15 protein-coding genes are annotated in these 19,820 nt (G+C 61.1%); 6 read left to right on the top strand and 9 right to left on the bottom strand.

Going from position 1 to position 19,820, the window contains the following annotated elements; genetic code table 11:
* Positions 1-509: 509 nt before the first annotated feature.
* Together rfaD and ACILSR_RS16930 are read right to left on the bottom strand one after the other, a co-directional pair.
* A complete protein-coding gene (rfaD, locus tag ACILSR_RS16925) occupies positions 510-1,520 on the bottom strand; it encodes an ADP-glyceromanno-heptose 6-epimerase (protein WP_395750975.1) in 1,011 nt (336 codons plus the stop codon).
* Between the two features lie 133 nt (positions 1,521-1,653).
* A complete protein-coding gene (locus tag ACILSR_RS16930) occupies positions 1,654-2,217 on the bottom strand; it encodes a hypothetical protein (protein ID WP_395750976.1) in 564 nt (187 codons plus the stop codon).
* A gap of 260 nt (positions 2,218-2,477) precedes the next feature.
* Between ACILSR_RS16930 and ACILSR_RS16935 the strand changes: the two genes are divergently transcribed.
* Genes ACILSR_RS16935 through prmC form a run of 5 tightly spaced genes read left to right on the top strand, consistent with a single transcriptional unit; the run spans position 2,478 to position 7,272 of the window.
* Positions 2,478-3,497: a thiamine pyrophosphate-dependent dehydrogenase E1 component subunit alpha gene (locus ACILSR_RS16935; protein ID WP_395750977.1), complete on the top strand. Its 1,020-nt coding sequence runs from the start codon at positions 2,478-2,480 to the stop codon at positions 3,495-3,497.
* Entirely contained in the window at positions 3,494-4,459 is a 966-nt protein-coding gene (locus tag ACILSR_RS16940; protein WP_395750978.1) for an alpha-ketoacid dehydrogenase subunit beta, read from the top strand. The genes ACILSR_RS16935 and ACILSR_RS16940 overlap by 4 nt, the downstream gene beginning before the upstream one ends.
* Positions 4,460-4,494: 35 nt before the next feature.
* On the top strand, positions 4,495-5,733 hold the full coding sequence (locus ACILSR_RS16945; protein WP_395750979.1) for a 2-oxo acid dehydrogenase subunit E2: 1,239 nt from the start codon (positions 4,495-4,497) through the stop codon (positions 5,731-5,733).
* Between the two features lie 57 nt (positions 5,734-5,790).
* Positions 5,791-6,369, top strand: coding sequence for a 5-formyltetrahydrofolate cyclo-ligase (locus tag ACILSR_RS16950; RefSeq protein WP_395750980.1), 579 nt, complete (start codon positions 5,791-5,793; stop codon positions 6,367-6,369).
* 24 nt (positions 6,370-6,393) lie between these two features.
* A complete protein-coding gene (gene prmC / locus ACILSR_RS16955) occupies positions 6,394-7,272 on the top strand; it encodes a peptide chain release factor N(5)-glutamine methyltransferase (RefSeq protein WP_395750981.1) in 879 nt (292 codons plus the stop codon).
* 16 nt (positions 7,273-7,288) lie between these two features.
* On the opposite strand, the gene ACILSR_RS16960 is transcribed toward prmC, so the two are convergent.
* Positions 7,289-7,777 carry a YpsA SLOG family protein gene (locus ACILSR_RS16960; protein WP_395750982.1) on the bottom strand — a complete coding sequence of 163 codons (489 nt, stop codon included), beginning with the start codon at positions 7,775-7,777 and terminating at the stop codon, positions 7,289-7,291.
* A 49-nt stretch (positions 7,778-7,826) separates the two neighbouring features.
* Positions 7,827-9,272, bottom strand: a complete 1,446-nt coding sequence (locus ACILSR_RS16965) for a hypothetical protein (RefSeq protein ID WP_395750983.1) — start codon at positions 9,270-9,272, stop codon at positions 7,827-7,829.
* 105 nt (positions 9,273-9,377) lie between these two features.
* Between ACILSR_RS16965 and ACILSR_RS16970 the strand changes: the two genes are divergently transcribed.
* Positions 9,378-9,872: a hypothetical protein gene (locus ACILSR_RS16970; RefSeq protein WP_395750984.1), complete on the top strand. Its 495-nt coding sequence runs from the start codon at positions 9,378-9,380 to the stop codon at positions 9,870-9,872.
* 487 nt (positions 9,873-10,359) lie between these two features.
* Here the strand turns inward: ACILSR_RS16970 and smc are convergent, their stop codons facing one another.
* The 5 genes from smc to ACILSR_RS16995 all read right to left on the bottom strand — a co-directional run bounded on the left by smc (position 10,360) and on the right by ACILSR_RS16995 (position 19,287).
* Positions 10,360-14,328 (bottom strand): chromosome segregation protein SMC, encoded by a 3,969-nt coding sequence (gene smc, locus ACILSR_RS16975; protein WP_395750985.1) that lies wholly within the window; start codon positions 14,326-14,328, stop codon positions 10,360-10,362.
* A 353-nt stretch (positions 14,329-14,681) separates the two neighbouring features.
* Complete coding sequence (locus ACILSR_RS16980) at positions 14,682-16,514, bottom strand: BatA domain-containing protein (protein ID WP_395750986.1); 1,833 nt, start codon at positions 16,512-16,514, stop codon at positions 14,682-14,684.
* Between the two features lie 240 nt (positions 16,515-16,754).
* The gene (aroB, locus tag ACILSR_RS16985; protein ID WP_395750987.1) at positions 16,755-17,855 is read right to left on the bottom strand and encodes a 3-dehydroquinate synthase; all 1,101 of its coding nucleotides are present in this window, start codon (positions 17,853-17,855) and stop codon (positions 16,755-16,757) included.
* Complete coding sequence (miaA, locus tag ACILSR_RS16990) at positions 17,810-18,748, bottom strand: tRNA (adenosine(37)-N6)-dimethylallyltransferase MiaA (protein ID WP_395750988.1); 939 nt, start codon at positions 18,746-18,748, stop codon at positions 17,810-17,812. The genes aroB and miaA overlap by 46 nt, the downstream gene beginning before the upstream one ends.
* Before the next feature lie 191 nt (positions 18,749-18,939).
* Entirely contained in the window at positions 18,940-19,287 is a 348-nt protein-coding gene (locus ACILSR_RS16995; RefSeq protein WP_395750989.1) for a DUF6547 family protein, read from the bottom strand.
* Between the last annotated feature and the right edge of the window lie 533 nt (positions 19,288-19,820).

Consider the following 19,820-nt stretch of genomic DNA (forward strand, 5'->3'; position numbering starts at 1 on the left):
GGCTGGATCGCCAAGAGCGCTCAAGAACTTCAGGAACGCCTGATCGCATCTGTGCAATCTCTCTTTGAGCAACCTGCCATCCTCCAGTCCCAGTGCCGCCCAAAGACCAGTTTATGACAATCTTTTCGAGAACCGGTCTAAGCTCGAGCGTGAGCCTGACAACGTGTCTGGAGCCTTTTACGTTGTTAAGGACCGGTGCATTCTTTGCTCTCTCCCTCCTGAGACCGCGCCACAGAACATCACTTGGGATGCAGCATTTCAGAATGCCGGTTGCACTGGTTGTGCGAACCATTGCCGAGTGGAGCGCCAGCCGCAGACGCCGCACGAGGTGGCACTTATGATCACAGCTGCATGTTCCTCTTGTGTCGAGGCTATCCGTTACTGCGGCTCAGACCCTGCGATTCTAGGGCAATTTCGCGAGAAGGGAATGGAGAGGTTGTGTGATGCGCTCTGACGTGTTGACCCACCGATTCGATAGAGAACGGCTCTGCAGGTCGCATCAGGACTCTTTACTCCCCAGCCACCTCATCCCCCAGCCGCTTGTCCGGCACGAGGTAGCCCTGCACATAATCCCGCACCGCTTCGGCCAGTGGCGTGATCTCAGTCATAAACCCTGAGCCTCGCAGTTTGGTGATGTCGGCGCAGGTGTAGTATTGGTACTTGGACTGGAGGTGCTCGGGCATGTCGATGAACTCGATGTTGGGGGCTTTTCCGAGGGCGGTAAAAATGGCGGTGGCGAGTTCGATCCAGGTGTGGGCTTTGCCGGAGCCGAGGTTGAAGAGGCCGCCGGCGGACGGAGTCTCGGCGAGGTGGAGGGTCATGCGGATGGCGTCTTTGACGTAGAGGAAGTCGCGCATCTGCTCGCCGTCCTTGTAGTCGGGGCGGTGGGATTTGAAGAGCTGGACTTTGCCGGTGGCGAGGATCTGGCCGCAGGCTTTGTGCACGAGGCTGCGCATGTCGGCCTTGTGGTCTTCATTGGGGCCATAGACGTTGAAGTACTTGAGGCCGACGATGTTGGGCAGCCAGCCTTCGCGCCGGGCGTGGAGGTCGAAGAGGTGCTTGGAGTAGCCGTACATGTTCAGCGGGCGCAGGGCGTGGAGGTCGGGCATCTGGTCGTCCATGCCGTGGGCGCCGTCTCCGTAGGTGGCGGCGGAGGAGGCATAGACAAAGCGGGTCTGATTGGCGAGCGACCACTGGCAGAGCTGCTTGGTGAACTCGTAGTTGTTCCGCATGAGGTAGTCGGCGTCCCGCTCGGTGGTGGCGGAGCAGGCGCCGAGGTGGAGGATGTGGTCAAAGCGGCCGAGTTTGCTAGGGCTGTGGATTACGGCCTGGAGGAGGTCGTTGCCGTCGATGTAGTCGGCGAACTTGAGGGGGACGAGGTTTTTCCACTTCTCGTCGGTGCTGAGGCGGTCGCAGACGACGATGTTTTCGCAGCCGCGGCGGTTGAGCTCCCAGACGAGGGCGCTGCCGATGAATCCGGCCCCGCCGGTGATGAGGATGCGACTTTCCGTGTTTTTCATGAGCCCGTCTGGTAACGGGGGAAATGAAGGGATTCAAGCCGGAGCTTGGGTCAGCTCCCGAACAGGGCGCTTTCAGAGTTTGGGGTGGCTCCTCCCTGTGGGAGGGATGGGCAGGCGGATCCGCGGGAAAGGCTTAGGCTGCCATGACTTCCGTTTCCGGAGAGGTGGAGAGCGTGGGGAGTTGCTCGCGCCAGAGGGCTGGATGCAGGAATGTGCCGCGGGGATCGCGGTCCCACTCGCCCTCCCAGCCGATGACGGTCTCCATGACGATGGGATTGGGGCACTGGATGGCGGGGTAGAGCCACTGCTGATCTCCAACGACCAGCTTGGGGATCAATGCTTCACCGTGGTATTCGATCTCCCAGCCGAGGAGGAGAGGTTCTTCATCGGTAAAGCCGGCCAATCCTTTAGGATGCTCGACCCAGCCAACGAGGCCGCTTCGGTTCAGGGCGTCCCAAACTTCACGCATTTCCAAGTCCACGCGCACAGCGAAGCCGCTGGTTTTGGCGTGGCCACCATTGACTGGATCGCGACTGACGAGGCCGAACAGAATGCTGGTGGGGCAATTTTCTGGAACGATATCCACCTGAAACCCAAAGCGAATGGGGTGATCCGGCAGCAGGAGGCTGCCGTAGCTTTGGAGCTGGAAACCTTCGAAGGCTGGATCAGCAGCAGCGGTAGCAATGAGCGATTCCATAGAGTTCTAAAAATTTCGGTAAAGTTTATTATATTTACTCTATTTTATTGAAATTTCAAACAGATTATTGAATAAGATGGGAATTGTCATCGGAAATCTTTAAAACTCGCTAGGGGGTAAGCGGGAGGGATGCCACGTGCATCGGGAATTATGACTCATTTTATGGCCTTGTAGCGGATTCCTGACCGCGATGCTATTGACGACGCTGCCGACCTTGTTACCAAGTAGAGCTTGTGGCACCTGCTTCATCGATCAACTGCGTGGAAACCGATCTGACGGCCGATTTTCGCGCTCAATTTCTCCTCAGCTTCCAGCACATGCTGCTGGCCCGGGTGCTGGAGGAGAAGCTTGGAGCCCTTTACCGTGCGGGTGGGAGGATCGTCGGCGGGGTGTATCTGGGCAAAGGCCAGGAGGCATTCAGTGCGGCTCTGGGCGTGCAACTGCAGAAGGGGAAGGACATCTACGGCCCCCTGATCCGCGACCAGGCGGGACGCATCGCTTATGGAGAGCCGATCATGGACTGCGTGCGCACTTATCTAGGAACCGTCACTGGCCCCATGCGTGGGCGTGATGGGAACATCCACCGTGGACGGCCGAAGGAAGGGCTGCTGGCGATGATCAGCCACTTGGGCAGTCTGCTTTCGGTGGTGGCGGGAGGATTGTTTGCCCGGCGTCTTGCCGGAAACCTGGGAGACAGCGTGGGGGCGACCAGCATCGGCGATGGGGGGACCTCCACGGGAGCCTTTCATGAGGGGCTGAACATGGCGGCGGTGGAAAAGCTGCCGATCATCATCAGTGTGGCGAACAACCAGTACGCCTACTCCACGCCAAACACCCGCCAGTATGCCTGTGAAAACCTGGTGGACCGCGCGGCGGGCTACGGCATTGAAGGCATGACGGTGGATGCCACAGACCTGGCCTCATGCCTGAAGGCCTTCCGAACTGCAGTGGCCAATGCAAGGGCCGGGGGCGGGCCGCAGATGATCGTGGGCACCCTGCTGCGCCTCGCGGGGCATGGGGAGCACGATGACGCCTCCTACATCCCGGAAACGAAGCGCCAGGGAGGCGCTGCGCGCGACTGCCTCCAGGTGGCGGAAGATTTTGCCCGAGATCATGGCTGGCTGTCCTCCTCCGACCTGCGCGAACTCAATGATGAGGTGCGCCGCAACGTGGATCAAACCGTTTCCAAAGTGTCCAAAGAATCCGCTCCAGATCCCTTCAAAGAAAACTGGCAGGCCCTTTCCTGCGCCGAGCTCGTGGAGGGACAGCACGAGGCATGAGCATCACCTATCTCGAAGCCATTCGTGAGGCTCAGTATGAGGCTCTGCGCAACGATCCCTCCGTCTTTCTGTATGGACAGGACATCGCCACATTCGGCGGTGCGTTCAAGGCCACCAAGAATCTGAGCAAGGAGTTTCCAAACCGTGTGTTTGACGCCCCCATCAGCGAGGACGCCATGGTGGGCATGGCAGTGGGGGCGGCGGTGGAAGGCGCGCGGCCCATCGTGGAGATGCAGTTTGCCGACTTTTCCTCCGTGGGGTTCAACCAGATCGTCAATCAGGCTGCCACACTCTTCTGGCGCACCAATGTGCCGTGCCCGATCACCATTCGCATGCCTTCCGGCGGCACCGCTGGCAGCGGGCCGTTTCACAGCCAGTCGATGGAGGCCATCTACGCGCACTATCCCGGCCTGGTGATCGTGACGCCCGCGACTGTGGAGGATGCGTACTGGATGCTGCTGGACAGTGTGACGCTGGATGATCCGGTGGTCTTCTGCGAGCATAAATTCCTCTACTACCATCTGAAGGCGGAAAGCATCGGCGACCGCGAACTGCCGATTGGCAAGGCACGCATCGCGCGGCCTGGACGGCATGCGACGATCGTGACGTACAGCGCCATGGTGCATGAGGCGCTGCGTGCCGCCGAGGAGCTGCAGATGGACGGATATCAAATCGAAGTCGTCGATCTGCGATCAGTGAAACCGATGGATACGGACACGATCCTCGCGTCCGTGGCGCGCACCGGGCGTCTGCTGGCGCTCGGAGAGGCCTTCCCCTGGGGAGGCGTCACCGCGGAGATCATCGCCCGCGTCACCACGGATGGATTTCACCTGCTGGATGCACCGCCGATGCGGCTGAATTCCAAAGACACGCCGATCCCGTACCATCCGAATCTGTGGAAGGCCCACCGCCCGACCACCTCCGCCATCGCTGCCGCGCTACGCCGTTTGCTGCGTAATTAATTGAGCACCCTTCTTTTCTTCCTCTAGCTTTCGTCATGCGTACCATTCCCATCTTGATGCCCCAGCTTGGCGAGTCCATCGCCGAAGCCACCATCATTCGCATTTTGGTGGAGCCTGGCCGTGCGGTGGAGGGAGGCTGCGATCTCTTCGAAGTGGAGACAAACAAGGCCACCATGGCCGTTACTGCGCCCTGCGCGGGAGTGGTGGGGCAGATCGTGGCCACCACGCAGACGAGCTACGCCGTGGGCTCGACTCTGGCGGCGTTTGAGATCACTCCGGAGAATGCCCAGCTGCTGGGTCTCTCGGATGAAAACGAGCCTGCTGCCGCGGAGCCGTGCGCGAACCGCGACCGCCCGGCGGAGGTGGAGAATCTGCATTTTAAGATCAGCGACAATGACGTCATCTCCACGCGTCAGCCCACGGTGGAGCCCGTCGTCGGCGGACTGCCGGTGCCGGCGGGAGCCACGGGTGCCAGCTACATCTCCCCGCGCATGCGTGCGCGCATGCTGGAGCTGGGACTGAATGCTTCAGACCTGGCAGGCGTGCCCGGAACTGGTGCGGGCGGCCGTGTGACGGTGGAGGACTTCGAGTCCTTCCTGCGCGGACTGGAGCAGCACCGCATGACGCCGGCCTCGCCCATGCGCATTGCGGTGGCAGATTCCATGCGCCGCAGCTGGACGCGCCCGCTGGCCACGGTGGGCAGCCCCATCATGCTGGACGCCATGCTGGCGCATCGCAAAAAGGCTGATCCCAAGCCCGGACCTGCGCTCTATGTCATTCGCGCCCTGGCGCTGGCACTGGCTGAAAACACCGCCTTTGCCGGACGTCTGGTGGGGAACCGCATCGTGCATCCGCTGGCCATCGACATCGGTTTCGCGGTGGAAGTGGATGACGGCGTCATGGTGCCGACGCTGCGCGAGGTGGAGAAGACTCCGCTGGTGAAGCTGGTGCCCACGTACAACAAGCTGGTGGAGCAGGCCCGTGCGCGCAGGCTGCCGAATGATGTGAAGCGTCCGGGCATCGCCACGGTGACAAATTTTGGAACCTTTGGCATCGTGTGGGCCACGCCCATTCCGCTGCCGGAGCAGAACCTCGTGCTGGGCCTCGGAGCCGGCAGCAAGGTGCCGCGCTGGAGCGAGGAGGTGAAGCAGTTCATCCCCGTGACGGAGGCGGAACTGACGCTGAGTTTTGACCATCGCGTGCTGGATGGCGGCGGTGCTGGCCGCCTGCTGAAACGCGTGGCCGAACTGCTGCAGAAACCGGAGCTGCTTTGACGAAGACTGGAGCGCGGGTGCTCCAGCCTGCCTCTAATCTTGATTGATCGAAGCGCCATGCACGACAAACCCACGCTGCGCCAAAACATGCGCGAACGCCTGCGCGGCATGGACGAAGGAACGCGGCATGAAGCGAGTGCACGCATTGCGGCCCATCTTGAGCATCTGGCCGCCACGTGGGCAGCGGGAACGACCGTGGCGCTGTTTGGGGGGCTGAAAAATGAGCCAGAGCTGGTGACGGGGCTGCTGCCCGCCCTGCATGCGCTGGGCATTCGCACCTGCTTCTTCCAGATTGAACATCAGGCGCTGCAGCCACGGCTGGTGAGCAGCATGGAGGATCTGCACCGCGGCCAGATGAACGTGTGGGAGCCGAAGCCGCACTGCCCGGTGGTGGATGTGGCTGCGCTGGATTTCATTCTTGTGCCCGGTCTTGCCTTCACGCGCGATGGGAAGAGGCTGGGGCGTGGTGGTGGCTACTATGACCGGCTGCTCGCTCATCCAAACTGCCGTGCGGAGCGCATTGCGATTGCCTTTGAAGTGCAGCTCGTGGAGCACATCACCACTGAGTTTCATGATCAGCACATTCATCAGATCATCACGGAATCCGGCTTGATCCAGGCTGCCGCTGCTGATTAGTGCGCGTTCGCTCTTTCCTCCTCCATGAAGCTCATCCTCGAAATCGTCAGCTCCGGCACCGCCTACCTGGAGAAGCGCAAGATCGAGGAAGCGCGGCTGAACATGGAGCATCTGCTGGCGCATGTGCTGGGCTGCCGGCGGCTGGACCTGTATCTGCGCTTTGGTGAGAGCGTGCCGGAGCCGGAACTGGTGAAGCTGCGCGAGCTCCTGAAGCGGCGCGGGGAAGGGGAGCCGCTGCAGCACCTGCTGGGCAGCGTGGAGTTTTGCGGGCATGAATTTGTGAGCGATCATCGCGCTCTTGTTCCGCGTCCGGAGACAGAGACGCTGGTGGAGATGGTGCAGAAGAAATTTGGCACCGCGCCCGCGCGTGTGCTGGACATGGCCACGGGCTCAGGGTGCATCGGTATCAGCCTCGCGAAAGAGTGGCCGCTGAGCGAGGTGGTGCTGGCAGACATCAGCGAAGACGCGCTGGACCTCGCACGGCTCAACGCCTCGCGACTGAGTGCGAATGTGAAGCTCCTGCGCAGCGATCTGTTTGAAAAGATCACGGGCAGCTTTGACGTCATCGTCGCAAACTTGCCATACATCCCCAGCGCTGAGATCCCGACGCTGAGCGCTGAGGTGAAGCGGGATCCCATTCTCGCGCTGGATGGCGGGCCGGACGGGCTGCGTATCGTGGAACGGTTTCTGAAGGACGCGCTGCCGCATCTGAACACAGGCGGGCTGATTGCGCTGGAAGTGGGGCATGATCAAGGCGCACCGGTGGCTGCGAGATGCACGGAGCTGGGGTATCTGCATGCGAGCACCGCGGCGGATCTGGCGGGGATTCACCGGTTTGTGTTTGCTGTGGCGCCGGAAAGGGTGGTGGTTCAGGAGACTGAAGCTGTGGACGTGACGGAGTGAATGGCTGAAGCGCCTTTTACTTGCGCTGAAATCCGAGCTTCATGAGCAGCGTGGAAACCACTTCGAGCGCATAGGCATAGCCCTCCGGCCTCTTGCTGCCGCGTGGACCAGCCACATTGAGGCTGCGGAGATCCCTGGTGGTGACAAAACGCAGGGCCATCTCGGCGGCCCGCTCTGCGCTGATTTCTGCACCGTCGATCAGATGGTAAGGACGGTGCAGCTTGATGCAGCGGGCCACGGTCAGTTCGGTGCCACCTTCGAGTTCTTCAAAATAAAGAATCAGAGTGCCATCGGCATCGCAGAGGTTTTGAATGGTGCGCTCTTTGTAGCCGCCTTCCTTCAATGCCTTCACGGGATAGTGCGCTGGAATGGGGCCGTCCTCATCGTGCCGTCCTGCAGGCACCCAGCCGCCGCAGGGCACACCAAAAGCCAGTGCTGCATCCAGCGCTGCGCGGTCCACGCCTGTTTGGGCGCCTGAGATGATTTTGAACCGTGGCTTCTTCATTTGCTTCTCACGCTCTCATTGCGTTTCATCAATCTGCAGCATAGAAAACTCACAGTTCTCCCATCCCACCCCGCTTGATCCAAGCATTCAGCGGCTCGAACTGATTTACTTCGATCGTAATGCCGCAGCCGAAGGGGGCGGTGTTGACGGTGCTGAGGTCGAGGGTGCCGTTTTGGATGTGCAGGCTGGCGAAGCCCTGAGGGTGGCGGTGGTAGAGGCTGGTATGATTTTGAAGGATGGCTTCCTGAGTGCCTGCCGAGTGCATGCTGAGGCCGCGGAAGTAGTGGTGGCCGTTGCGCTCGACGTGGGTGACGCCGAGGAGGGCCATGACGCTGAGGTCTTGGAGCAGGGCGACGGGGCCTACGTTGGCGAGGTCTTCGCCGCTGAGGATGGGGCCGCCGGGAATGGTGGCGGCGCGCTTTTTGAGCAGGGCGGCATTGGCGAGGCCTTTGACGATGCCTTTGCAGTTTTTGTGACTGGTGCCTCGATAGCCAAGATCGAGGGCACGAGGGAGATCGGCGAGGGAGCCGTCGCTTTCATCGATGATCATGCCGGGGCCTTCATTCCATGAGCGGAGGGTGGTGCCGACGTCATTGTGCAGGGCCTGGGAGCGGTGCAGGGGCTGCTCGATGAGGAGCAGGCTTTGGAAGAGAGGAGCGAGCGCGGGATCGGCGCGGAGGGTGGCGTAGAATTCGCGGAAGGAGGCGAGGTCGTAGAACTGCTCGTTGCCATCGAGCGTGGCGTGGAAGCCCGAGGGACAGTTCGTGTCGATGATGTGGGTGATCTCGCGCAGGCGTGGGATGTCGATCTCGGGCTTGCCGCAGACTTTGATCTTGAAATAACGCAGGCCGTAAGCGCGGATGGTCTCCTCCAGCGTGTAGGGCAGGCCGTCTTCGGGGCTGCCTTCGGCAGAACTGAGGGCATCGCCAAGGCCGACGGTGTGGCGTGCGTGGACGTGGGAGAGCGGCGCAGGTGCGATGACATCGGCGACGCGCATGTCGCGCAGTTCTTCGCGCACGGCACCGAGATCGATGCCGAGAATGTCTGAGCGAAGGACGGAGTGCAGAGGCTGGCCTAGAGCTTTGCAGAGGCCATCGAGCACGGCACGCTCGATGAGGCTGACGCCGAGATTGGCGAGGAGAGACGGGCACTCTTTGACCTTCGCCCAGCTGCTTTGCTCGGCGTAGAGATTCTGCCACCAGGTGAAAAATCCAGTGGGCTTTTCGGCAGCGAGGCGCGCGATGCGTGAGGCGTTTTGAATGACGGCGATCATCTCGGCGAGATCGATCTCGAAGAGCGTGTCGGGGTTCTTGGTGAACCACTTGGGCGGCAGGCCTTCACTGGCGAGTCCGCTGAAGGCTTTGCCATCGACGACCAGATTCGCCGTGACGAAGAGGTGCGGCAGGGCGTTCATGCTGGCGATGCCGTACTTGAACGGAAAGCGCGTGTGCATGGGCAGCACGTGGAAAGAAAAGGACTCGAGAGTGAAGGTCATGGCGGGCGGGAAGAACCGAAGGTCAAGATGCGCTTCGCGCAGTCAAGGACTCAAGGCTTAGAACTGGGTGGCTTGACTCCGTGATCTATTCAGTTACTCGTCGGCATGAACTGGACGAAAGCACGCTGGATCCTGGCAGGGATCGTACTCCTGGTGAGTGTGTGGCTTATGTCTGCGGGGTTGAAAGCGGGTGGCATTGGGGCGGCGTTTCCGGTGATCGGGAGTGCGCTGCTGTTTGTGACCTTTATCATTATGATCGCACCGGATACCGCGGTGAAGATTTCAGAGTGGATCGCGCGGCCGTTTGCGGCGCTGTTTTTTCCTGATGATGAGTTTGAGAAGCCGCCGCTGTCGTATGTGCTGGCTCGGAAGTACAGCCAGGAGCGGAAGGTGGATGCGGCCTTGCAGGAGTATGAGAGGATCCTGTATTTTTATCCGCAGGAACGGGATGCTTATCTGGAAGTGATCGAACTCGCGCAGCGGGTGGGGGATGTGGAGCTGCGGGAGAAGTATGAGACGCTATTGAGGGAGCGGTTTGGGGAAGGGGGCAGTCAAGAGGTCGAGGAGTCAAGTGGTGGTCAAGAGACAGCATCTATGTAGGCCTAGCTCTCAATTCGGTTTGAGTGTGGACTTGTTTCCACGATGGGATCGAAAGTTTGACACTCGCGCAACGACATCGTTCACCAACTGCCTAGTTCCTTTGTCAGACTACACGGACGCGATGGATCTTTAAAGGAAGCCCTCGACCATCGTGAAATTGATTGGATTGAGATTACGGAGGCTGCGAGCCGGGCCCCGAGGAATGGGACGCAGCTGATTCTGACAATAAACAGTGGTTCGAGTGGTGCGCAGAAGCCAGGGAGGAGGTAACGATTATTTTCGGTCCATGGCACGATTCTGATCGATAATGAGCTAATGGGCAAAGTTCGAAGGTGCTTCAAACGCGGAGCGGGAGGATCGAGGACGAATTCGAGTAGGAGCCAAGCACAGGACGACTCCGCCTGGGCGGAGCGTCTTGATCGCTTGACCGCTTCTTGACGTTTTGACACGCTGAGAGGCGAGCTGAAGCTCTGGACTACTTTCCGATCTACACCAACGCCGCAGGCGTCTGCTCTTCCATTTCCTCGATGGCAGTCAGGCGTGCCTGTTCTTCGTCGAGGTCTTCGTTCACGGGAATGGAGTCGTCGGAGGCATCTGCATCGTATTCGGACTTTTTGTTGCGCTTGTTTGGCGCTTCGAGGGCGAGTTCCTGGGCGGATTTTTCCAGGGTGCGGGTGTCTTCCGTGGTCATGCGGACGCCGACTGGCTTGCTGACGCCGAACTCCTGCATGGTCACGCCGTAGATCACGTCGGCGCGGCTCATGGTGCGCTTGTTGTGAGTGACGATGATGAACTGGGAGTTGTCGATGAAGCTGTCCAACATCTTGAGGAATCGGCCGATGTTGGTTTCATCGAGAGGAGCATCAAGCTCATCGAGCACGCAGAAGGGGCTGGGCTTGACCTGGTAGATGGAGAAGAGCAGGGCGACGGCGGTCATGCTGCGCTCGCCACCAGAAAGGAGGCTGATGGTCTGCAGCTTTTTGCCGGGGGGCTTGGCGATGATTTCGATGCCGGACTCGAGCGGGTCGTTTTCATCGACAAGCATGAGGTCGGCTTTGGCGGCGGGGCCGAAGAGTTCGCGGAAGTTGTTGTTAAAGAAGCCGCGCACCTGCTCAAACGTTTCCACAAACATGGTCTTCGTGGTGTCGTTGATCTTGGCGATGACCTGCAGCAGTTCGTCCTTGGATTTGACGAGGTCGTTGTGCTGGGTGTCGAGGAAGTTGTGGCGCTCTTCGAGTTCTTCGAACTCCTGGATGGCGTCGAGGTTCACGGGGCCGATGCCTTCGAGCTTCTGGCGCAGTTCATACACGACCTCCATGACAAAGGCCCAGTCTGGCTGTGCTTCTTCGCCGGGAATGACGACTTCGTCGATGTCCACGGCGTCGTCATCGCGATTGGAGACGGCGCGAATCTGCGGAGCTTCCTCTGCCTCCTCGGCGGGTTCTTCGGGGTCTTCGCTGGAGGCTTCCACGCCTTCGCCGGAGGTTTGAGTCTCCGTTGCGCTGGCTGCGCCTTTCTTGCCACGGTTGCGGTTCTTCTTCTGCTCTTCGATGGTGACCATCAGCACGTGGTAGTCCGGCTCGAAGGCTTCGATGTGGAAGCTGTAGCGCTCCTGCACCTGGTTGATGAGATTTTCGAGGCGGAGATCCACGCGGGTGAGCGTGACTTCGGCGCGGTTGCGTGATTCGTTGAGGCCGTTGAAGCTCTGGCGGAGCTGCGTGAGCTGGGCTTCGAGCTGGCTGACCTGCTCAAACAATCCGGCGCGTTCTTCGGTCTTGGACTGCAGGTGCTCTTCGATGGCGCCGATGGTGTCCTTCTGGGATTCGATCTGCTCCTGGAAGCGGGCGTTTTCAGCCTCGCTCTGCTGGATGCGCATGCGCCAGGTGTTCATCTCCTCGGCGAAGCGGTTGATGCCGGCCTGAAGCTCCTGCAAACGCATGGCGAGCGGGGCCTTCTGGCGCTCGATGGAGGTCAAAGCGCTTTGCTCAAGGGCAAGGGCGGTGCGCAGTTCATTGAGGCGCTCGCTGGACTCCAGCTCGCGGCGGAGGAAGGACTCCATTTCGAGTTCGAGCTCGGCTTCGCGGATGCGGGAGGTTTCGAGCTGCTCCTGCGCGATGGCCACGGCCTCGCGGAGCTGAGTGATCTGGCTTTCGGAGCCGCTGATGCGCTCCTGGATCTGGTTCTGGTCCCACTCGACGCTTTCGAGCTTGGCGGTGGCCTGCTGCAGGGCGCGCTGGACGACGCTGATCTTGCCCTGGAACTGGGAGAAGCCTTCACGTGCCCGCTGGGACTGCTCGCGCAGGGAGACTTCCTCGCGCTGCATTTCCTCGAGCTGCGCGGTGATGTTGTTCACCGCGTCTTCCTTTTCCATGTACTGGTATTCGAGGGCTTCCACTTCGGTGCGAAGCTGGCGGACCTCGGCCTCGCGACGCAGCGTGGACGAGCCTTCCTCCTTGGAGGCACCGCCGGTGATGATGCCGTCATGCGTGATGAATTCGCCGCGCATGGTGGCGATGGCGAGATGGGGCATCTCGCGCTTCATGCGGAGAGCCGTGTGGAGATCGTCCACGACGACGACGTTATGCAGAAGGTGGTCGAGCAGGCCCTGCACGCCGGTCTTCACGCGCACTTTGTCCGTGGCCCAGGCGATGGCGCCCGCGGGCAGGAGTTCGCGATCGGCGGCACTGCGGAGATTGCAGAAATCATGCGGCACCAAAGCGGCGCGGCCCATCTTGTGGTCGGTGAGGCGGTCGATGATCTGCGCGGCGAGTTCGCTCTCGGTGAGAAGCACGGCCTGCAGATGGTCTTTGAGCGCGGCTTCGATGGGGGTGATGAATTCGGGCTCGACTTCGATGCTGGAGGCGAGGAGGCCGCGAACGCCGACGGAATAGACTTCGGGGTTGTCGAGGCCGCTGATGACCTTCTGCGTGCCGGCGGAGAGGCCTTCGCCTTTTTGAAGAAGCTGCTCGATGATTTCGAGGCGCGACTTCCGCTGGGTGAGATTGCGCTGGAGGTCGTTCAGCTCGTTGTTCATCGCGTCGCGCTGACGGCGGCGCTCGATCATCTCGCGGGCGCAGTCCTTGGCTTTTTCGTCGAGCTGATTGCGCGTCTCTTCCAGCTCCTGAATGTTGCGCTGCAGTTCGTCGAATTCGATCTGGCTGGTCTCGCGTGCCTGCTGCGCGGTCATGCGATCATGCGCGAGGGACTCATGGCGCTGGCGATCGCCGGAGATCTGGCTGCTCAGGGATTGCGCACGGGCTTCGCTGGAAGCGATCTGGCCTTCAAACTGGCGGATGGATTCGCGGATGGCGCGGCGGTCGCTTTCGAGACGGTTGCGCTCCGGCAGGATGCTCTGGTGCTGGCTGGCGTGCTCGTTCATGGCGAGCTGGCGCGTCTGGATGTTGTCGGTGATGGCGAGCAGCTGCTCGTCGGCATTGGCGAGATCGCGGCGGGCCTGATCGAGCAGTTCCTCGTTGTTGGCGATCTGCTCTTCGTTCTGGCGGATGCGGCCTTCGAGTTCCTCGCTGCGCTCGCGGTTGAAGCCGAGGCGGCTCTGCGCGCTCTGCATCTGGGAGCGGAGCTCCTGCGCCTGCTGGCGTGCCTGGCTGATCTGAGACTCGAGAGCGTGATAGGCCTCGCGGGTCTGCGCGGCTTCGGTCTCGGCGACCTGGAGCTTGCCCTGAAGCTGCTCGATCTGCTGCGCCATCATGCGCACGGTGTTTTCGGCCTCGGATTTTTCTCCGGCAAATTCGGTGTACTGTTTGTGCGCGAGGTGGGTGTCCAGCAGGCGTGTGTCTTCGAGCAGGGTCTGGTAGCGGCGTGCCTTGGCGGCCTGGCGCTGGAGAGTGCCCATCTGGCGTTTCACTTCGGCGATGATGTCGGCGACGCGGAGGAGGTTGGCCTCGGTGTATTCCAGCTTGCGCAGGGCTTCGCGCTTCTGTGATTTGAACTTGGTGATGCCGGCGGCTTCTTCGAAAACGGTACGACGGTCTTCGGGCTTGGAGCTGAGAAGCATGTCGATCTGGCCCTGCGCCATGATGGAGTAAGCGGCGCGGCCAATTCCGGTGCCGGCGATGAGATCGTGGATGTCTTTGAGGCGGCAGATGGTGTTGTTCAGGCGGTATTCGCTGCGGCCATCGCGGAACACACGGCGGGTGAGCGCGACTTCGTTGAAGTCCACGTTCAGGGACTGTTCGCAATCGGCCATCGTCAGCGTCACTTCAGCGAGGCCAACGGGCTTGCGTTTGTCGGTGCCATTGAAGATGACGTCGGCCATTTCATCGCCACGCAGCGCTTTGGCGGAGGTTTCACCCAGTACCCAGCGGATAGCATCGACGACGTTCGACTTGCCGCAGCCGTTCGGGCCCACGATGCCGGTGACGCCTTTGTGGAACTCGAAGTGAGTCTTGTCAGCGAAGGATTTGAAGCCGTGAAGGGTGAGGCTTTTGAGGTACATGGCGGTGGAAAGGCGGAGATGGAAAGGCGGGTGAAGAAATCCGAAGGACGAATGACTTCGCGGTGAGTACTGAGGTGGACTGAACCATTCCGCGTCGGAAGGCAGCAAGAGTGAAGGTGTTTTTCCACCTTATCTTGGGGTTTGTTAAGACATCTTAAACAAGATGTGGGATTTTTCAGAGCGCTTTTGCTGTGAATAATCGTAGCGGCTGTGAACAAGTTTTCAAGGGGCTTGAAAAGTAGCCTTGTTGCTGTGCAACAAGAGTGGGGTGGCGAGGCCGCGGTTTTTCTTGGTGCTAGCGGACGCTGGTGCTTGCCGGGAGGTTGCTTGTTCCGCAGGGACAAGTCTACTCTCTAATACACCGCCTTGCGGTGAAACAGAAAGCTCTCCGCCAGCAGCAGCGCGAGCGCGAGCCAGATCAAACGCTTGGGCCAGGTGCTGAAGGCGGAGGCGGTGATGATGGGGGCGGCGCGTTGAATGGAATGGGCGCTGGTGGTCGCCAGGGCGGGAAGATTCGTCTCGGCATCGGAGATCAGGGCGCAGGTGCCAGTGCGGTCCCCGGTTTCCCAGCTGCCGATGCGGTTGAGGGCGAGGAGGCCGTGGGCGGGGTCGTCAGATACCTCGGAGAAGAATTCGCCGTTCCAGGCGTGCCATTGCACGAGGCTGTCGGTGTGGAGCATTTCGCCGGTGTGCAGGGTGCGCAGGTCGGCGAGGGCGTCGCTGTTTTCGGCGCACCAGTAGAGGGCATTGCCGAGGATGAGAGGAAAGGAGGGAAGGAGGGCGAGCTGCTCGGACTGCGATGGGGAGAAAGCGGTGACAACGAGGCGCTGGCCGTTCGATTCTCCTGCGGCGAGCACGGGCTCGCTTCCGGTGATCCACAGCGGCTCGATGGAAGTGGGGAGATCGAGCACGGTGGTCTGCGTGACGGCGATGCGTGCGCTGCTGGCGCGGAAGAGCACGGGGTGGTCTGGCTGCACGGAGCGCACGGCATCATGCGGAATGCTGCTGATGGAGCGGGTGCGCAGCGGGCCGGAGCTGCCCTGCGGTGTGAGGGCGATGACAGGGCGGTCTGCAGGCCAGTCCTTGGGCAGCCAGTGCTCGAAGACATAGACGTCCGGCTTCTCTTTGGGCGGCCATGCGGAGGGATCTCCTTTGCGCATTTCGATGCGCCCAGTTTCGATGAGGGATGAAAGGGCAAGCGCGGTGAAGGGGTCGGGCTTGTCGGCGAAATAGGCAACGCTGAGGGGTTTGGTTTTCGGCAGCGGGGCGGCGAGGGCATCGTCCCAGCCGAAGCAGTCGCCGGCGGCTTTCACGCGGACTTCCAACTGCTGGCCGCGCACGCCTTCCAGCGGAAGGATGACAGCGGTGGATTCACCAGCAGCGAGGTCCATCTCGCGCAACTGGGCAATGCGACCGGCGATGGAGATTTCGAGTGTGGCGGTGGTTTTGCCGGGGTTGCTGGCAGCGGCGCTGACTTTGACAAAGGCTTCGTAGCGATCGCGTGCGAGCGGGCTGTGGCGGATCTGGAATCCAGTGATGCCGACATTCACCGGCGCGGGCAGGGCCACGGGGATCCAGTCGATGGCGGTGCCGGTAGGGGCCGGAGCATCGGTGGCGAGCCAGATGCGGGAGTGCGATTCGAGATCGGCCAGACGCTGCGCGACGATCATGACGGCCTCCGGTTTGCCCTCGATGGGCAGGGGCGTGAGTTCTTCGAGAAGGCGCAGGCATTCGCGGTGATTGCGGCTGCGGGAGAGCAGCACGCGGGAGCGTGAATCAAAGGCGATGAGAGATACCACGGCCTGGTCTGGCAGTGCGCGGATGCGTTCTTTCACGCGCTGCTTGGCCACGTCGAGACGTGTCTGGCCCTGGAGATCCTTGGCAGACATGGAGGCGGAGCAGTCCACCACCATGACCACGGCGCTGACGGAGTCGGCGGAGATGTTACCGCTGGGCCGCGCGAGTGCGAAGATGGCGAAGAAGAGGACGAGCAGCGTGAGAAGCAGCGAAAGCCATTTTTTGATGCGCCTCAGCCAGGCGGACTCCTGATGCTCCCGTGCGAGCGATTTGAAGAAGAGCAGCGTGGACACCGGCACCCGCTTCGCCTGCCGGCGGAACAACCACAGCACCAGCGGGATCAGCGCGAGCCAGAGGAGGTGCAGGTAGCTGGGGGAGAGGAAGCGCATTGGCGGGGATCAGAATGACGAATGAGTAAATCCGAATCACGAAACAATGTCCAAGCCTGAATGTCGAAAGTGGCGTGGCTGGCAGGTCGTCCTCGTCCTCTTACTCGAACTCGTCCTCGATCATGGCGTATTCGCTGGGTGCTGCGGTATGGAAGAACTGAAAACTGAAAACTGAGAACTGAAAATGGTAAAATGCACTGAGCTTGCGCGTGGTGAAGGAGCGGGTTGGAAATTCATCCCCTACTTCCTCAGCTCATCCAGCGCCTGCTTCAGGTGTCCTTCGTGCACATCCTTGCTGACGTAGGCTTCGCCAATCTTCCGCAGCAGCACGAAGCGGATCTTGCCGTTTTCGTATTTCTTGTCGGTGCGGGTGATGCGCATGATCTCCTCGGTGTCGAGATCGTCGGGAAGGCGGATGGGGAGGTCGCAGAGGCGGAGCAGGGCGAGGATGCGCTCGTAGTCGTCGCTGGTGAGATCGCTGACCTGCATGGAGAGCCATGCGGCGGCGCGCAGGCCGAGGCTGATGGCCTCGCCGTGCAGCAGCCTGCCGTAGCCGGCGGCGGCCTCGATGGCATGGCCGAGGGTGTGGCCAAAATTGAGCAAAGCGCGGGTGCCGATGGTTTCGTATTCATCGGCCTCGACGATCACCGCTTTGATGGAGATGTTGCGCCGGATGAGGGCCACGATGTCGCCTTTGCCTGCGGCGATGTCTTCGATGGCCTTGAACATGGAGGCATCGCGGATGCAGGCGTGCTTGATGATCTCGGCGAAGCCCTCGTTCCACTCGCGTGTGGGCAGGGAGTTTAGCGTGTCCAGGTCTGCGATGACGTGAACGGGCTGGTGAAAGCAGCCGACCATGTTTTTGGCGTTCGGCAGGTTCACGCCGGTCTTGCCACCCACGGAGCTGTCCACCTGGGAGAGCACGGTGGTGGGCACCTGCACGTAGGGGATGCCGCGCTGATACACGGAGGCGCAGAAGCCCGCGAGATCGCCAATGACACCGCCGCCGAGGGCGACGACGAAGCTCTTGCGGTCCAGGCCAAAGCGCACCATCTCGCTGAGCACGGACTCGCTCCAGGAGAGGGACTTCGAGGACTCGCCGGCGGGCACGGTGATGAGGTTTGGCTTTTTGCCCACGGCACGCAGGCTCTGCATCACCGTCTCGGCATAGAGCGGGCCGACATTGGAGTCCGTCACCACGGCGCAGGTGCTGCGGTCGGGCATCTTCTTGTTGATTTCCTCACCGAGAGTTTTGAGCAAATCGCGCCCGACCTGAACGAGGTAACTGCGCGGACCTAGATTGACGAAGACGGGGCGGGCGGGCTGGACGGGCGGAGGCATGGAAAAAGTTCGAGAAGAGAAGTAAGCGCGTACTGTGCCGTGGGAAGGGAATCGAGGCAAATCGTTTGGAAGCAGCGTTCGCGCCTAAACCAGGTGATCTGACGTTTGGCGTAATGGCGCGTGGACTGCTGAATGGCGGCGATGGTGTCTGCTAGGGAGACCTGCCCATCAAGGAGAGCGCGCACTTCGCGCACGCCGATGGCCTTTTCTGCGGTAGGGGAGAGATGCTGCAGCGCGGCGACCTCCTCGATTAATCCGGCATCGAACATTGTCAGCGTACGTTGATTGATGCGTTCATACAGCGCGGCGCGGTCCCACTCAAGGATGACGCCATTGACCTGCGGCTCGGCCTGCTCAAACGAGCGGCGCAGGCCGGACTGGGGGCGTCCAGTGAGCAGGCAGATCTCGAGTGCGCGCTCGACGTAGCGCGGGTTGCGCAAATTGACGGTGGTGGCGGCTTCGGGATCGCGCTGAATGAGCCACACGATTTTCTCGCCGGGGCTGAGGTGCTTGAAGCGCTCGCGTATTTGTGGCGATGCTGCGGGCAGGGGAGAGAGGCCGTGGGTAAGAGCCTTGATGTACAGGCCGGAGCCGCCGACGACGATGGGCACACGGCCGCGCGCGGCGATCTCATGGATCACTGGAAGTGCCAGGGCGTGGTAGCGTGCGGCATCGCAGGCCTCGGAAAGGGGGATCACGCCATAAAGATGGTGCGGCAGGCGTGCCAGGTCCGCCGGCGCAGGTTTCGCCGTGAGGATGTCCATGCCCGCGTAGAGCTGAAAGGCGTCTGCATTGACGATCTCGCCCCCGACGTGCTCCGCCAGGGCGATGGCCAGAGCGGATTTGCCCGAGGCCGTGGGCCCGGTGATGAAGAAGGTGCTGGCTGGGAGCATGCAGGGGGCGCAGTGTCCTGCGCCTCAGAATTTGCTTTCGATCTTCCGGCCCACGTGCTCGATGCCCTGGCCGGTTTTGTAAATGGCAGCGACAATGAGGAAAGAGGCGATGATTTTCATGATGGTGGAAAGTAGTGCAGAGGGCGCGAAGGCTCAAGCGGGGAGGGCGGGAAAAGCGAATCCTTCTTCGCTCACTCTTCCTCATCATACCATGGCAGGTTCTGCACACGCAGCGCCCAGTCTTCGTGCAAAGGGGAGCCGTAGGGCGCATGGGGCAGCGGCACGCCGCCTGCTTCCAGGCGCACGTCCTGCTCGTCGAGGTAGGCCAGCAGGTCATGCGTCGCGGCTTCGGCGGTGGAGATCATGATGGCGCGGATGGCATCGCGGATGTCCTCGGGGAGGGAGTCGAATTTTCCGGCATGCTCGCGCGGCCACTCTCCGGCGCTGAAGGCCTGGAGGCGGTAGGTCAGCGTTCCTCGGCGGGAGATCAGGCCATCGATGAAGGCTTTGTAGGCGGTCAGTTCGGAGGGAGTGCTCATGTGGGGCTGTGTGCTTTATTCAGGACACCATGTCGTGGCAGCGATGGCAGGGTTCACCTTTATTCCAAAGCAACCTTCTGCAGGCCTGTTGGGCTGGCTTCAGCGCCTTGGTTGCCGGTTGCCCACCCTATATTCTTGCTGTGGCAACCGGCAACCAACGGCGGCGGGGAGCAGCATCAGCAACCCGTGCGATGGATGGCGTGAAAACGCCCGCGTGCTGCGCTGGCGGAGGAGAGGGATCATCCTGATCCCTCCACGTTTTCGCGTCGTCCACGGCCCTTAAGTTGCGAAGCTCCGGACGTTTTCAGCCATGCGGGGTTCTGGGCGGGGGCGGTGTGCTGGCGGTGCAGGATGATCCCCTCCTGCTGGGCTGCTCGTTGGCCTGCTGGATTGGAAAACATGGCAACTTGGGCATTACTTTAAGTTGCCACGGTGCGTTCATCGCAGGCCCTGAAAACTGCGCCTGCCTGCCCTGCGTTGCCTCTGTTTTCCTTCTGTTTCCACTGTGAGCATGGCTGTTTGGGGGAAAGTTG

Source organism: Prosthecobacter sp. (genome assembly GCF_044222565.1).
Classification (GTDB): Bacteria; Verrucomicrobiota; Verrucomicrobiia; order Verrucomicrobiales; family Verrucomicrobiaceae; genus Prosthecobacter.

Coding starts and splice junctions, on each gene's coding strand:
- smc (WP_395750985.1), bottom strand. CDS start 14,328: ATGTACCTCAAAAGCCTCACCCTTCACGGCTTCAAATCCTTCGCTGAC.
- ACILSR_RS16950 (WP_395750980.1), top strand. CDS start 5,791: ATGCACGACAAACCCACGCTGCGCCAAAACATGCGCGAACGCCTGCGC.
- ACILSR_RS16930 (WP_395750976.1), bottom strand. CDS start 2,217: ATGGAATCGCTCATTGCTACCGCTGCTGCTGATCCAGCCTTCGAAGGT.
- rfaD (WP_395750975.1), bottom strand. CDS start 1,520: ATGAAAAACACGGAAAGTCGCATCCTCATCACCGGCGGGGCCGGATTC.
- aroB (WP_395750987.1), bottom strand. CDS start 17,855: ATGCCTCCGCCCGTCCAGCCCGCCCGCCCCGTCTTCGTCAATCTAGGT.
- ACILSR_RS16965 (WP_395750983.1), bottom strand. CDS start 9,272: ATGACCTTCACTCTCGAGTCCTTTTCTTTCCACGTGCTGCCCATGCAC.
- ACILSR_RS16945 (WP_395750979.1), top strand. CDS start 4,495: ATGCGTACCATTCCCATCTTGATGCCCCAGCTTGGCGAGTCCATCGCC.
- ACILSR_RS16995 (WP_395750989.1), bottom strand. CDS start 19,287: ATGAGCACTCCCTCCGAACTGACCGCCTACAAAGCCTTCATCGATGGC.
- ACILSR_RS16960 (WP_395750982.1), bottom strand. CDS start 7,777: ATGAAGAAGCCACGGTTCAAAATCATCTCAGGCGCCCAAACAGGCGTG.
- ACILSR_RS16980 (WP_395750986.1), bottom strand. CDS start 16,514: ATGCGCTTCCTCTCCCCCAGCTACCTGCACCTCCTCTGGCTCGCGCTG.
- miaA (WP_395750988.1), bottom strand. CDS start 18,748: ATGCTCCCAGCCAGCACCTTCTTCATCACCGGGCCCACGGCCTCGGGC.
- ACILSR_RS16970 (WP_395750984.1), top strand. CDS start 9,378: ATGAACTGGACGAAAGCACGCTGGATCCTGGCAGGGATCGTACTCCTG.
- prmC (WP_395750981.1), top strand. CDS start 6,394: ATGAAGCTCATCCTCGAAATCGTCAGCTCCGGCACCGCCTACCTGGAG.
- ACILSR_RS16940 (WP_395750978.1), top strand. CDS start 3,494: ATGAGCATCACCTATCTCGAAGCCATTCGTGAGGCTCAGTATGAGGCT.